Annotated in this window: 18 protein-coding genes; 2 read left to right on the top strand and 16 right to left on the bottom strand. The window is 34.4% G+C overall.

Annotation, left to right across the window (positions count from 1 at the left end; all coding sequences use genetic code 11):
* From ACFWDE_RS21890 to ACFWDE_RS21865, 6 genes are all read right to left on the bottom strand, one after another.
* A partial coding sequence (locus tag ACFWDE_RS21890; RefSeq protein ID WP_377894667.1) for a YwqG family protein occupies positions 1-790 on the bottom strand: 790 nt, incomplete at its 3' end.
* A 78-nt stretch (positions 791-868) separates the two neighbouring features.
* Positions 869-1276: a DnaJ family domain-containing protein gene (locus ACFWDE_RS21885; protein WP_002065707.1), complete on the bottom strand. Its 408-nt coding sequence runs from the start codon at positions 1274-1276 to the stop codon at positions 869-871.
* A 21-nt stretch (positions 1277-1297) separates the two neighbouring features.
* The gene (locus ACFWDE_RS21880) at positions 1298-2494 is read right to left on the bottom strand and encodes an alpha/beta hydrolase (protein WP_377894665.1); all 1197 of its coding nucleotides are present in this window, start codon (positions 2492-2494) and stop codon (positions 1298-1300) included.
* A 96-nt stretch (positions 2495-2590) separates the two neighbouring features.
* A complete protein-coding gene (locus ACFWDE_RS21875; RefSeq protein ID WP_377894664.1) occupies positions 2591-2956 on the bottom strand; it encodes a hypothetical protein in 366 nt (121 codons plus the stop codon).
* Positions 2957-3211: 255 nt separating this feature from the next.
* The gene (locus ACFWDE_RS21870; RefSeq protein WP_377894662.1) at positions 3212-3589 is read right to left on the bottom strand and encodes a YxiJ-like family protein; all 378 of its coding nucleotides are present in this window, start codon (positions 3587-3589) and stop codon (positions 3212-3214) included.
* 12 nt (positions 3590-3601) lie between these two features.
* Positions 3602-4453, bottom strand: a complete 852-nt coding sequence (locus ACFWDE_RS21865) for a patatin-like phospholipase family protein (protein ID WP_377894660.1) — start codon at positions 4451-4453, stop codon at positions 3602-3604.
* Between the two features lie 178 nt (positions 4454-4631).
* Here ACFWDE_RS21865 and ACFWDE_RS21860 point away from each other — a divergent pair, with 178 nt between their 5' ends.
* Complete coding sequence (locus tag ACFWDE_RS21860; RefSeq protein ID WP_377894659.1) at positions 4632-5009, top strand: PH domain-containing protein; 378 nt, start codon at positions 4632-4634, stop codon at positions 5007-5009.
* A 121-nt stretch (positions 5010-5130) separates the two neighbouring features.
* Here the strand turns inward: ACFWDE_RS21860 and ACFWDE_RS21855 are convergent, their stop codons facing one another.
* From ACFWDE_RS21855 to ACFWDE_RS21835, 5 genes are all read right to left on the bottom strand, one after another.
* Positions 5131-5655 (bottom strand): GNAT family N-acetyltransferase, encoded by a 525-nt coding sequence (locus tag ACFWDE_RS21855; RefSeq protein WP_377894657.1) that lies wholly within the window; start codon positions 5653-5655, stop codon positions 5131-5133.
* On the bottom strand, positions 5595-6119 hold the full coding sequence (locus ACFWDE_RS21850; protein WP_377894656.1) for a YfiT family bacillithiol transferase: 525 nt from the start codon (positions 6117-6119) through the stop codon (positions 5595-5597). Before ACFWDE_RS21850 ends, ACFWDE_RS21855 begins: the two co-directional genes overlap by 61 nt.
* A 15-nt stretch (positions 6120-6134) precedes the next feature.
* A complete protein-coding gene (locus tag ACFWDE_RS21845; protein ID WP_377894654.1) occupies positions 6135-6662 on the bottom strand; it encodes a GNAT family N-acetyltransferase in 528 nt (175 codons plus the stop codon).
* Between the two features lie 63 nt (positions 6663-6725).
* Positions 6726-8048, bottom strand: a complete 1323-nt coding sequence (locus ACFWDE_RS21840) for an FAD-dependent monooxygenase (protein ID WP_377894652.1) — start codon at positions 8046-8048, stop codon at positions 6726-6728.
* Positions 8049-8119: 71 nt separating this feature from the next.
* Entirely contained in the window at positions 8120-8899 is a 780-nt protein-coding gene (locus tag ACFWDE_RS21835; protein ID WP_377894650.1) for an undecaprenyl-diphosphate phosphatase, read from the bottom strand.
* Between the two features lie 132 nt (positions 8900-9031).
* Between ACFWDE_RS21835 and ACFWDE_RS21830 the strand changes: the two genes are divergently transcribed.
* Positions 9032-9238, top strand: coding sequence for a hypothetical protein (locus tag ACFWDE_RS21830; protein WP_002136543.1), 207 nt, complete (start codon positions 9032-9034; stop codon positions 9236-9238).
* A gap of 48 nt (positions 9239-9286) precedes the next feature.
* Here the strand turns inward: ACFWDE_RS21830 and ACFWDE_RS21825 are convergent, their stop codons facing one another.
* The 5 genes from ACFWDE_RS21825 to ACFWDE_RS21805 form a co-directional block, all read right to left on the bottom strand.
* Positions 9287-9667: a nucleotide excision repair endonuclease gene (locus tag ACFWDE_RS21825; protein WP_002136542.1), complete on the bottom strand. Its 381-nt coding sequence runs from the start codon at positions 9665-9667 to the stop codon at positions 9287-9289.
* 77 nt (positions 9668-9744) lie between these two features.
* A complete protein-coding gene (locus ACFWDE_RS21820) occupies positions 9745-10308 on the bottom strand; it encodes a GNAT family N-acetyltransferase (protein WP_377894647.1) in 564 nt (187 codons plus the stop codon).
* Positions 10309-10382: 74 nt separating this feature from the next.
* A complete protein-coding gene (locus ACFWDE_RS21815; protein ID WP_377894645.1) occupies positions 10383-10955 on the bottom strand; it encodes a YybS family protein in 573 nt (190 codons plus the stop codon).
* Between the two features lie 198 nt (positions 10956-11153).
* Positions 11154-12584, bottom strand: coding sequence for a PQQ-dependent sugar dehydrogenase (locus ACFWDE_RS21810; RefSeq protein ID WP_377894644.1), 1431 nt, complete (start codon positions 12582-12584; stop codon positions 11154-11156).
* 91 nt (positions 12585-12675) lie between these two features.
* Positions 12676-14385, bottom strand: coding sequence for an alpha-keto acid decarboxylase family protein (locus ACFWDE_RS21805; RefSeq protein WP_377894642.1), 1710 nt, complete (start codon positions 14383-14385; stop codon positions 12676-12678).
* Positions 14386-14513 lie beyond the last annotated feature (128 nt).

The raw sequence follows: 14513 nt of genomic DNA, 5'->3' as shown, positions 1-14513 counted from the left end.
CATTGGAAAAATCTAGGCTCAATAAATCTTCCTTGCGTATAAAGAAATTAGCAACACCGGAATCTCCCCACATAATATTTAATGAATCGTCTGTATCAATTTGCAACAATAATATATCGTGTTGTTGGTATTTTTCTTCCCATTCTCTTGGATCTGTCTGTGTGAAAAATGGATAACCACCAATTTTATGTCCTTGATCTTCGCATAAATCATCATACAGTTCGCCTAATTCTGTATTGTTTTCTTTATCAACAATTTCTTCCCAATCAATGTTATCGTTAAAAATCTTTTCGAATCGATAATCTCTTGATGTTACCGGTTGATAATCCAATTCAAACTTTAGTTTCGCTGCTTCGGGTATGATAAAATCCTCTAATTCTAATGTATTTAAGTAACTAAAATCAGTAATAACCTTAGTTAAATCTTCTGTAATTGTAGAATGATAAATAATTCGAAAGTCTTTTTGGCTTGTTGGATGATCAAAATCTGCTCCAAAAAGCTCATCATCAGCACTTACGAAAAATTGTAACATGCCCTTTTGAGGCATATATTCAATATGCGGAATTTCTTCAAGGTTTAACTGCGCAAGTAACATCATAGGTTGGCCATTAGAGTCTTTAGGATGCTCTTGATTTATAGGTACATACGGATAGCCACCAAACTTACTTTCAAAAAGGGTTGTCTCTGCTTGCGTTCCAGACACTTTAATGTACGGTTTCACACTTTCTTCTAAAATACTTCGATACTGCTCTAGTTCTTTCGGTAATTGAAGCTGATACGTATTCTTCATTTCTTCTGCCTCCCTTTAAAGATAAATAATAAATGCCTACCTCAATTATATTGCAAAAGATGGTTTCATTAAAAAAAGCTAAAAATCCGTTTTAACCCTCATTTTTTGCGCACTTGGCGGACAAAGTAAATTATGTTCTGAGACCTTTTTATTAATAGTTGTAATTAACATAGCTGCTTCTACATTATCCGTTAGTTCTTTTAAATTTTCTTTTAGATGATCTATTTCCTTTGAAAGTTCAATCCACCTAGGCAAAACATGATTATTTTTCAAAGTTCTATAAAGTTGCTTGTCAGGATTATACGAAAGATCTTTATCAAGATTAAGAGGTTTCCCTTTCCCAGGTAAATCATTAAACGCTCCTGTCTTTTCTGCCTGTTTAACGATAGAACTAATATGATCCTCATACGTGAACGACCAAACTTTTTCATCTTTAACTAAAATTTCTTGTTTTTTAAGTTTTTTATCTAGCTCATCTTGATTCATAGATTCTCTCTCCTTTTTATTTTATAGTGTGGTTTTTGTATGTTTTAATGCTCTCAATCCATCAAACAACTTTTCTCGCCACCAAACACTGTCATGGCCGCCTTGAAACTCTTCATAAGTAATTTGGTATCCCTTATCTTTTAAAGCTTTATATAAGCGCTTATTAGCCGTTAAAAGAGGTTCGTTTTCAAGTTGTCCTGCTGCCAAATAAAAATGAGGTTGAGACGTATTGGGATTTGCAGATATAATTTGATTTTCAATCCACGGAATTTCATTTTCAAAGCCATCCTTTTTCCAATGTACGGATCCAGACATTGACAACACATTCCCGAAAATATGTGGATTTTGAAGAGCTGCATAAAAAGCTGCTAAGCCACCGAGACTGAAACCGGCAATTGTTGTATTCCTCTCTTCTTGATATACGTGATACTTAGCTTGAATCCACGGAAGTAATTCCTCCGTTAAAAATGTATTCATTTTATCGTTATAAGTTAGCTCTTCTAGCCGATCAACAGGATCTATAGCAACAGCTATACAAGACGGAATTTCTTTTTTATAAATTAAATAATTGAGTGTTCTTGTGATTGAAAGGTTTTTAATAAAAGAATTCCCATCAAATACAATGAGAAGTTCATGAAGGTGTGAAGTTTGAGAATAATTATGAGGAGTATAAATATGAATCTTACGTGTATTATTTAAAGTTGAACTATAGAAAGAATATGTTTCAATTTCTCCAGATGGATAATGATTAGAAGAAAATCGACTATCATACGGCACTTTCATATCTATTTCTAACACGGATGCTTTATTGGCATCTTCTCCAAATACATTTCCATTAAATCGGTCTATTCGGTACTGTTCACTACGCTTTATCCAATCATTTTCGAAAAAATCGTTGACTGAAAAATAGTAAGTTGAAATAAAACTCTTATCCGTTCTAAACGTTCGATACCAAATATCTGTATGTAACAACCGTTGCAATTGATTTACAGACAGATCCCAACCAGGAAAACTACCGAATACATAAACGTTTTCAGTTTTTCGGTCCCCTAACCATATATACGTTATAAGCTTATACTGGTTATCTACACGACATTGTTCTATTAGTGGCGTATTATTTGACTTTATTTCATGCAAAAAAGTATAAAAAGCTTTCTCGTTTCCGTTTTTTAATTGATTATTAAGTTCCTCTAACTTAGGACTAATTATTGAATGCACTCTTCTCCCTCCTTTGTAGTATTCTATATGTAGTTCTTTCTTCTCATTAGAATTCCTATATAAAAATCGCCTTAGTATGTTATGTATTTAGGTCAGTTATTTATTAGAAAAATTATCAATTGCTTGAATAGCTTGTTCCAACGCTTTTATTCTTCTTTCTAAAAGCGTTCTTTGAGGACTACCAGCCTTTGACTTATCATACGCCCTCTCAATTGACGGGAGCAAACCAGTAAGGACATTGCGAGCTTCTGCTAAATCTTCCTGAGTATAATGATGGGTTCCTTGATTCCAAACGTTTTCTAGCATTGCTAAGCCGATGCAAACAGCTTTCAGTCGTTTCTTTACTAAAGTAGTATTTGCGCCTTTTTGAGTCATCTGTGACAAAGCATTTTCTAGTTTATTGATTGTTGATTGTAAAGATTTTAGTGATTCCAATTTATCTACATTTGATACATTTTCCATGTTAGTACTGTCCTTTCTTCGATTCTGAATTATTTTGCTTGATACTTTATAACATCGATAAGAACCTGATTTCACTCGGATATCTTAACATAAATAACTAACAAAATTTGAAAATAATTCTCAAGAATCCGACACAATTGTTGAACAAAAGTTAACTAACCTGCCTATATGTACTTCTTTCTTATAATTAGAATTCCTATATAAACAAGTTGATAATATTGTATATTTTATGAACTAAAAAAACGCACAAGCTATTTAACCTGTGCGTTTAAGATAGTAAAGTAATAGTTTCCGGACCTTCTCATAACTCATGAAATCTCTATACAAAATGGGATACTTCACAATTTCTGTTTCTAGAAAACGATATTGTGGAAACCATTCGAAAAACGATTTTCTCAGCCACTTTATTTGTTGAAACGTAATATTCTCTTCGTTTTCATTTAGTACAGAATTTAAAGTTGCTGCTGTATGCATCCAATAATGATTAAAATCAGCGTTTATATAGTCGTCTTCGGTAAATTTACTTTTTAAATCTCGCTGTAATTTTCCTGTAGCACGATAAGGAAACGGTTTATGCAGTGGACTATGCATTTTCTGCAATTCCTTAAAAATAACTTGTTTTCCTAACTTCACCTTTTCACCCCTTTATTTCTCTATCCAATTTAATAAGTTTTCAAAATGATATTGAGCATCGTTATACCCAAGATTATATAGATTAACGAGCTTTTCCTTATTTCTTTCTATTCCGCTTGTTGGAAGCTGTGCACTTGGTTGAATTACATAAAAATTATCTTTTTGTTCTTTTTGATTCATATAAGATATAGTTTCATTATAAAAACGATAATGGTCTACTAAATGTTCTGCGATTTTCGGATAGTTTCTATACAAGAATTTAGCTAGTCCAGAAAATTTATTCCGCTGCTTCTCGTATCCTTCTGGCTTTGTCATAATAACAACGTTCTTTTGATAACCATCATGTTGTGCTTTAAAAACTGGAATAGGATCTATAATCCCTCCATCTAACAATTTTCGATTATCATATTCTACAGCAGGTGCTATAAACGGCACAGAGCTTGATGCACGAATGATTTTTAAAATATCATTTCCATGATCTGTTTTATTATAATAAACAGCCTGTCCTGATTCGCAATCAGTCGTTCCTATGACAAACTGTTCACTTGAGTTTAAGAAAGTTTGAAAATCAAATGGGACAATTTTATTAGGTACTTCATCAAATAAAAAGTCCATCCCAAATAATTCACGTTTTCGAATTAAGTTTCGATAAGATATATACCTGTGATCTGATACTAGCTCTGTATTTACTTTCTTATTTCTCCCTTTTTGACGTGACAAATAGGTTGCTCCCATACACGCTCCAGCGGATACACCGACTACATACGGAAAAAATAAGTCCCTTTCCATAAAATATTCGAGTACTCCTGCAGTATATAAACCTTTCATTCCGCCGCCTTCTAATACTAAACCGATATTCTTCATGCTCAATCCCTCTGCTTCTGTTTTCTTACTTACATGTTAGCACAAGATTTTAGGATGAGGTTATATAAAATAATTGCAATAAGCAAAAAAACTACAGATGCAATGTCATAATGTATTTAGGCATAGCATGGTACAATATAAGAAACTCATTCCACATATTATAAAGGAGGAATTTCATATGGGTTTATTTAGTGGTATTTTAGGAAATGCATCAAGTGCGAGTACAGAAAGCGTAGAACATGATTTAGAAAAGATTATGCTTGATGATGAGAAAGTTGAGCATGCTTATAAATTAATTCGTGATTTAATCGTATTTACGAATCGTCGTCTTATTTTAGTAGATAAACAAGGAGTAACTGGTAAAAAAACAGAATACCATTCTATCCCTTATAAAAGTATTACACAATTTAGTATTGAAACAGCTGGGCATTTTGATTTAGATGCGGAACTTAAAATTTGGGTGTCTAGTATGGACGATCCAATTGCGAAGGAATTTAAAGGTGATGATAGTATTTTAAGCATTCAAAAAGCGTTAGTGACATATACGACAAAATAGTTCATTTTTGTATATTTATTCGAATCCGGAATTACTAACCCGAATATTTTGGAAGAATATACATTAAAATTGTATATTTAATCTAAAGCGGAACAAAAAGGTAAAGCATTTAAAATGTGCTTTACCTTTCTTTTTTATAATAAATTAAAGTTGCTTTATCATTTAATTTCTTTTTAAATTCCGCTTTTCTATATCCCATCTTTTCGTATAGAAAACAATTTCGTTCTTCCTCTAAAATTGTAGCAAGCTCCCAAGTCGTTATTTCTGGAAACATCTCCTCGATTAAAATTAATACTTTTTGAGCAATTCCGTTCCCTTGATAGTCTGGAATAATAAACATCGGGCTTATCCAAAATTTAGATGCCTCTTCTTTACGTGATATACATATCGCTCCGACAAGATTCGTATTTACAAAAATTTTATAAAATCCACCGTCCAGGTTATTTATTCTTGAAATCGTTCTTTCAATAAGTTCATTTGCCGGACTTGTTTCATAGTCCTTATACTTTTCTAATAATGAACTAAATGATTCTACTTGCATTTGAAATATAATCTCTGCATCAATTTCTGTCGCCCTCTCTAATGTTACCAATTTAAACGCTCTCTTAAAGAAGTAATATGAGCTGTATGATGATGACCGTGCCATGCATATAGTCCAATTGCAGCAGCAAGTTTTGTTTCACCTGATTCAGGATGATTAAATGTCTTTTCTAAATCTGCTGGTTCTAAAGAATATAATAAGTTAACCCATCTTTTATGTAATGAATCTAGCATTACAAGTGAAACATCTACTGGTAATTTTGAGTCAGGTAGCTCTGCCCATTTTTCTTCTTTGTACGGTTTAATAGTTGGATTCTTTTCTGTCAGTGCTAATTTAAAGCGTATGTAGCTATTCATATGACTATCAACAACATGATGAACAACTTGGCGAACAGTCCATCCACCAACGCGATACGGTGTATCTAACTGCTTCTGATCTAAATCTTTTATCGCTCTTGCTAATTCATTAGGTAAATCCTCAATTTCTTGAATCCATTTATCAATTATTTCTTCTGTAATAGTGCCTACATAAGTAAATTGGCCTATTGGATAACGTAAATCATTGTTCATGAATATGCCCCCCTATTATTTTGAAAACGAAGTAGTTCTGCAAATATACTGTACAAAATTTACACGTTCTCCGTTTAATTCTACAGAAGTTGTATCTGCTTCATTATTAAAAGAAAATCCGCTTTTTTCTAGTACAATTTGTGATGCGAGATTATTAGTCGTTGTTTTAGCATGAACCTCATTAATTTCATTATTTTTCGCTACGTTTAAAATTAATTTTACAGCTGCTGTTGCAACTCCTTTTTTAGTGAATTTTTCTCCGACTCTATAACCTAACGAACTGATTCGAGTTTCGGTATCTATATCTACTAAGTTTATTCGACCTACAATTTCGTTTTCTTCATTACGAATTAAATAAAAATAAGAATTTCCATCTGCCTGTTCTATTAATAAATCGTCTAGTAGTTTTTGGAAATATTCAAAATCGAAATATTTCGAACCACGATTTGGTACCATTGTTTCAAAAAAAGATTTATTCGTAAGTTCAAACGTAAATAAATCCTCAGCATCTTGTTTCTTTAGTTGCTCTATGTATATTTCCATCCCGTATTCTCCTTCTTGATTTACTAACTGTTATACATTCTTTTTTAATCGATTATTTTCCTGCTATTTCTTTCGATTAAGTAATACAGCAAGTACCACTTTCGGATGAAATAGATGAAATGGGCTACGAATTAAATTCATCACTCGCACTAATCGAATATACACATCAGAATCACTTGCAGAAAGTCGATATATTTGTTTCGTATACCAAAGCTGAAAATTTTGTTTCATAGTTAATTCTCTCTTTAGCTGAGGGTGACGTGATATTTCCGTAGTTGTCATTTCCCAAGGGGTTTGTATTATGTTTGCGGCTTTCTTATAAAATTGTTGTGTAAATGTTTTATCGAGCTTTTTTCTCCCTTGTAGAAGTTGTTGCAACTGGTGAGCTTCCATAGCTGCAACTGAAACGCCTTGACCGAAAACCGGATCAAAACGACAATGTGCATCTCCAACTATTAATAACCCTTCTGGCATATTTGTAACGAGATCGAATCGTCTGCGTACTTGAAAAGGAATTTTGTATGTTTTAATATCAGTAATTGCCTCAGCTCTATTTAGGAAATCTATTACATGACGGATTGAAAGGTTTTCAGCAAAATTATAAAACTCATCATCTGTTTGTGGTGCCTTCTCATTTGCATATCCACTGAAAGTAACAAAATAACGATCATCTTCAATCGTTTGAATTAGAACACCATAAGGATTCTCAGGAAAACTTGGAGACATAAGTATATTACAGCAGTCTAACTTCTCATTTTCTTTGAGTTTAAACAATCTAGTTGCATAAAATAAATCAATACGCACTTTTTCTTCTTGCACTTCAATATTGTATTCTCGTAACCACTCTATACTTTTTGAACCAAACCCACTCGCATCAACAACAATATCTGCATGAACTTCTTCGTGTACACCTATATCTAAACATTTAACTTTTACTCCACACACTTTGTTACGGTTTTCATCTATTAGTAATCTTTCAACTAACATTTCATACTTCGTAGTAATATTTGAAATTTGTTCAATTCGTTTTTGAATATGTGATTCTAGCATAGGACGACTTTGCTGAATCATATGCACTTCTCCTGTGAATGACTGTTTCCATAAACCAAATTGATGCCATTTTAAATCACGAGTAAAGTTATTTACGATGCTGCCTGCTTCTATTAATTCGTTAGTAATAGTAGGGAACAATTCCTCAATTGCCTTTTCTCCGCCTTTTAATAACACATGAGGATGATTACTTTGTGGAACTCTTTTTCTCGAAGCTTCTCCATCCCATTTTTCACCGGCTTCTAAAATGATTACTTCTTTAAAAGAAGTTGATAATGCTTTTGCTGTGAGTTTTCCTGCTATACTTCCGCCAATAACGATAGCCTTATTAAACATATTTTCCCCCTTAATGAAAAAAGATCCTGCCTTATATGAATGAAACAGGATCTAAACGAAGAATTACTAAATTAAAACACATGAGTAAATTGCAACGTTAAAATTAAAATACCTAATCCCCATACGTAATACGCGAATACTTTTAAAGAATGACGTTTCAAATATTGAATCATCCATGAAACTGCTATGTAACCAAAGAACGCTGCTGATAACGTGCCGACAATTAAAGATGTACTAGAAATAGATTCAGCTTTCCCTTGATAAACATCTGCAAATTGCAAAATGATTGCTCCGACTATTGCTGGCGTAGATAATAAAAACGAAAAATATGCTGCTGTTTCACGGTCTAGTTTTCTCCATAAAGCAGCGACGATTGTCATACCAGAGCGAGAAATTGCTGGGAAAATAGCAGCCGCTTGAAATGAACCGATAATAAATGCATCTTTATATGTAATGTCATCCATTTTTTTACGACCATTTTTTTGTTTATCGGCCGTGTAGAGAAAGAAACCTGTCACTAAAAACTCCCAGCCAATCGTAATACCTGTTTTTGAAATATCTTCAAAGAAGTCTTTAAATAACAATCCGATTACAACTGCAGGTATCGTCCCAACAATAAGCAATAACATTAGTTTTGAAAATGGATTTTTAATTAAGTATATAAATTCTTTTTTGTAATAAATAAACACTGCAAGCAAAGTCCCGATATGCAGCATCGTATCTAAAAACAATCCAGCTTCATCTAATTGAAACAAATGCCTTCCTAAATAAAGATGTCCTGTACTACTAATCGGTAAAAACTCTGTTAAACCTTGTATTATCCCTAATATAAAAGCTTCTAACCAATTCATGATGGTCCCCTTTCTCGTTTGCTTGTACCAATATATGAAGGTTCAATTTTCGATATGAAAAAAACTATTTTTCTCTATGAATTTACTTTTATTTCATGGATATATATGTAAAAAGGAGTAAGGAGGGTTACTATGTGGCAACATACGAAATTCGGCAATGTATTACTGTGGGCAGGACCTATCCTTGTGTTTATAGGGTTATGTATGACAAATGTTATTTCAGATATTCCTTTTTTTGAAGGAAAACATAAAACGCTTGGAATTATAATTTTATTTATAGGGCTTTTCTGTTTAATTGCTGCTAATCATTTTAAAAAAGGAGAAAGAAATGAAGAATGAAACACAAAAAAACAATCCTAGTATATGTGCTAGGATTGTTTTTTTTACTTATTTATAAAACACTTTATCAACGTTATATTTCGCTTTGTATTCATTAATGATGTAAGTTTCATAAATTTCTCTTTCTGTTGGATCTTCTACGATACATGCATCGATACGGTATACTTCATCACGATTATTTTTGATTGGTGAAACATTATCTTCAAAATGCTTTTTAATACGTTGTCTAATTTTACGAGCTTTACCTACGAAAAGAAGTTCGTCATTAATATTGTAAAACATAAAAATGCCGCCTTTATCTCTAGGAAACAAGTGGAAATCGATAAAACCGTTAATTGGAGTAATTAATGGCTCGTCTCCTTTAATAACTTGGTTACGTTCAGTAATTGAAACATCAGCTTCAGGAATATTAATTTTAATCAAGTTCATTCACGTCCTCTTTTATTATAAAGATAAATAATAGCATAAGTATGTAAGAAAAGCTATGTTAAGAGAGATATTTCATTTTATAATTCAAATATTATAGGTATATCATGTAAACTTTTTCTCCAAATCATATGATCGTTTGATTCGCCCCAATAATCCTTCAGCATATAACTAGGTTTTCCAAACTTTTTTGTCCATATACTTTGTGCTTTTTTGTATCCACTATCTAAACAGCATTCGGTTATTCCTCTGCTAAGTAATGTAAGATACATTGTATTTAGTAGTAAACTCCCTATACCTTTTCTTTGATACTCCGGAAGTATAAATACAGTTCCTATTTCATACAAATCCTTAAGTACACCGTCTGTACAACTATTAATCAATGTACTTGCTGGACCGATTTCAATCGTTCCAATGATTTTATCGTTACTTGTATCTATTGCTAATAAAAAGTAACGACTTTCTCCATTATTATCAAAATCATTTTTCAAATATTGCTTTTTCGTGTTAATTTCACTTTCTATGTCATCTAATAATTGTGATAACCCTTCGTTTTTAAAAGTATTTGTAATAACTATACGAAAAAACAAATTTAGTTCATCAATATCATCCGAATTCGGCCTTCTAATTTCAACGTTATACATGACTTAAATCTCCAATCTTTGAAAATATATGAGTATGAGAAAGTGTATTCATTCTAAAAGATGTAATGTACTTGCTAAGACCATACTTTATATACTCTACTCATCATTATTTTGCACAGCTCTGCATAGATCCAACAGTATAGAAAACTTAATATAAATATTAATGAAATAATTTTTATATCCACAGTTGTATGAATAGTAGGACCAAGTACTGGAAAACGGAAGACATCGAGAACGATCATTATTCCAATAAGTAAACATATCGCTGAAAAGGAAACCACCCAAATTCTCCTCTTGAATTGTAAAAAGGATACACCTAACGCTATACCTAATAATCCTGTAGTAAAGGGAAAGACAATTAGTTCACTTGGCTCAATAATGAATAATAGGAAAATAGTAAGAATATAAGAGAGTACTCCCTCACGAATAGAATAACAAATAGCTAGAAAAATCGGTAGCGTCGCGAAAGGACTAATAAATAACCCTATTCCAGGGATTAAGTTCCCCGCAGATTGAAAAATAGCAGCAAGTGAACCGAGTAATGCTGTAATGACTAACCTACTTGCAGGCGTCACCTTTCTTTTATGAACAAAATTCGCATCCTGCTCTATCATCCATTGATACCAATAGCATCTAAAGCGATTCATCAAATTCCCCCCTAAAGAGACCTAATTCACCACTTTCTATTTTTATTCAAATACTTATTGGTTATGTTTTACTTTCTGCTTGTTAGGAATCACTATACAATAGATGTTTATCCATAGAAGGTTTTTTAAGAGGCGCTAAGTCGTGCGTTTGAAAAAATATGAATTCCATATATTTTTAGACTAAGAGTTTATACCGTATCATGGAACAATTTCAAAAATAGTACCTTTGTTAAAATCCGTTACTTTCATAGATCCATAAACCCCTAAATATAATCTAGTTTGATCTCCGTTTGTTCCCAAGCTCATATAATAAGCTGCTTGAGCACCAAAATCATAATTGGTTTCAATAACATGAAAATCATTACGTTTCCCGTCTAGAGCTGCTCTAGTAAAAGCTAACACTCCCTTTACTGGAGATTGAAATTCTTCTTTCTTAGCAAGATCAGTAAACACGACGCTACCGGTTAAATTTTGAATTGCAGTTCCCATATAAGGCTGAACTCCTGTAAGTGAAGTTCCTCCAAACTTATCCGGTCTGGAATCTTTATGAAAATAACTAATTAGAGGTTGAATACGTCTCGCTGACGTTTGAATTGTTTCATTATAATAGGCCATTGTTCTCTCATCCAAAGTAGGATTCTCAGAACAGTGCCTTATAAAAGACGTAGGTAATTCTCCTTCCCATCCTCGCCAACCAAAATTAATAAATCCATCTTGATTGGGAGTGGATCTCATTAAATACGTTTGAACAAGTTCGGTAACCGGTATGGGTTTATAATGAACAAACGAAAAAATAGACTCTGCAATATCCTGCCCGACATTTCCAGCGTATTTGATATATTGATTATAAAACCTTTGGAATGAAATACCTGTTATATTACGAACCCCTTTCGCAATTACCGTAAGTGTTTCTTGTATAGATAAAGGAAACTCATTGAAGCGCGTAACTACTGGAGGGTTATTTATGAATGTATTTTTACTTACATCAATTTCAATTATTTTACCCGCTATTTCTAAATCATCCTGGCTTAAATTAAATGGATCATAACCCGATCCACCATCTCCATTTGTAAAAACAAGTTTTCCAGTCTCTGGTGAAAAGTTTAAACTATTGACTCCGTTATGATTAAAAAATGGCCGTTTTATGTTAAGTAACGTTCTTCGTTTTTGAGGTTGACCGTTTGATTGTAAAGTCCATTCTTCAATTGTATCAATATGATCATATTGAGTATCTCTATTTATCCACTTTAAGTTTAAAGTTTTCGGGTCACAAGGATTCGGTTTAAATTGTTCTGTAAGTGCACCTGGTCCTTGAGTCCCAGCCATTGAATAATGAAGATAAAATAAGCCATTATGATTAAATTGCGGATGAAACGCTAGTCCTAGCAATCCGCGTTCATCATAACCGCTACTAGAAACACCTTCTTCAAACGTGCCTAATTTGATAATTCGCGGACGAATATTTAAAAATGTTTTTATTACACCGTCTCCTATATAAAAAACCTCTCCTAATTGGGTTGCAATAAATAGTCTTTCAGCCGATTCACCTGGAAGTATGGCTGTTTTTATTACAGTTGGTAAATTTATGTTATGAACGATGGGCCGTAAACTAACCTTAACTTTTGTCAACTCACTTTACACCCCTTTAATTGCGTTTTATTAAAAGAGTATGATTAAAACTGTTCGATTAGTATTCAATTAGGGACTAGGGAATTGGATACTATTTCTGACTGCGCTGCTTCTCCATATAACTACGCATCCGTCGCATATATTCAGGTGCGTCCATTGGATTCCCTGCGATCATTTCAATTATACAGAGTCTTTTGGTGCTTTCCTTTTCAGCATGGATTATAGCCTGATCAAGCTCTCCATAGGTCCGGACCGTAACGGTAAACGCGTTACCTCCAAAAGCTTCGGCCAGCTTGGTGTAAGACCATCGAGGGATTTGGTTGTACTTTTGATCCTCTGTTTTGACATTTAAATATCTCTCGATTGTATAACCATCGTTGTTCAAAACAAAGATTATGGGCTTGCAGCCGTAATAGAGCATAGAACTGATTTCCTGTGCCGTTAGCTGCAGGGCACCGTCACCTGTAAACACCAATACTCGGCGTTCCGGCGCGGCCATAATAGCACCAAACGCCGAAGGGATTGCGTAACCGATGGACTGCCATCCACCTTGTCCAATATATGTTACATTGCCCGGCAGTCTGACCTCTCCCATTCCATAATAAAACGTTCCGGTCTCGGCGATTACAATATCCCCATCTTTCAGCATGCGCTGAAAACGCGGATAATAGCCGTCCGCCATTAGAGGTCCGTCGGCAATAGTTGTGAATTGCTCATAAGGGAATGACAATTTTTTTGTCAAACCTTTGCCCGTATAACCCACCTTCTGAACGGCAAGTAGCATGTCGGCTGCAAGAATATTCGGATATTCCGCCTCAGCGATTTTAACTATATCTGGTTGAATATTGACAGTTATCAGCGGGTTCAGCTTTGCGGTAAAACTTGCGGTGTTTGTGTCCGCCCATACCATGCCAATCGCAATGATACAATCTGCATTCTCCACCGTACTTTGGACTTCAGTCCTCCCGAAAGAGCCTAGATACATTCCGATATAATTTGGATGGGTCTCATCGAATCCTCCCTTCCCGTACATCATCGTTACAACAGGCACATTCATTGCATCGGCCAGTTGCCGAGTTGCTGTCTGAAGGCCGAAGCGCATAGTTTTCACATCCACCAAGATAACTGGTCGGTGGGCACGCTCCAAAAGCGGACGGACATGATTCACTGCAGCCTGAAGGGTATTCTGGTTGGATGTTGGACGTGGTGTTACCGGTTCTGCCCAGACTTTAATCGGCTTGGTCACTAAATCATTAGCCACAACCAGGTATACCGGCCTTTTCTTTTCCTTAGCAATGCGAATCGCAGTCTGAATTTCAATCTTGGCATTTTCCGGCGTAAGCACTGCGGTATATGCCGTAATCTGCTCATACACCTTGCGAAAAACGTCAAAATTTCCATCCATTAAGGTGTGATGCATAAGCTTATGCTCTTTTTGATCCTTCTCAGGAGGCGCACCCACAATGTGTATAATTGGTACATGCTCGCTGTTGGCTCCCGCTATCGCATTGCAGGCGCTGAGCTCCCCGACCCCGAAGGTCGTAATAAGAGCCGATATTCCTTTGATTCTTGCATAGCCATCTGCAGCATAACCTGAGTTTAGTTCGTTTCGTCCTTCTATAAAGCTGATGCCGTTATAACACTCCAAAGTATCAAGAAGTGTAAAATTATAGTCCCCTGCGACACCAAAAATTTCGGTAATGCCCTCGAGTTTCAGGCAATCGAACAAATACTGGCCAACCGTTTTTTGAGCAGGTCCCCTTTGTAAACCAAAGTTACCCGTATTAATCATGTTGTCCATCGCTTGCTCACTCCTTATCCATTTCTTTGGCTTGTTCTGTTTTATAGTACCCTTTTTGATAATTCCCTTTAATTAAACCAGTTATCCGTTGTGCAACAATTAATGGGGAAGAAATGCTCCTTATATCG

The organism is Bacillus sp. NPDC060175 (assembly GCF_042728695.1).
GTDB lineage: Bacteria > Bacillota > Bacilli > Bacillales > Bacillaceae_G > Bacillus_A.
Note: the sequence above shows the minus strand (reverse complement) of the source record. Positions and strands in the feature narration are given on the sequence as shown.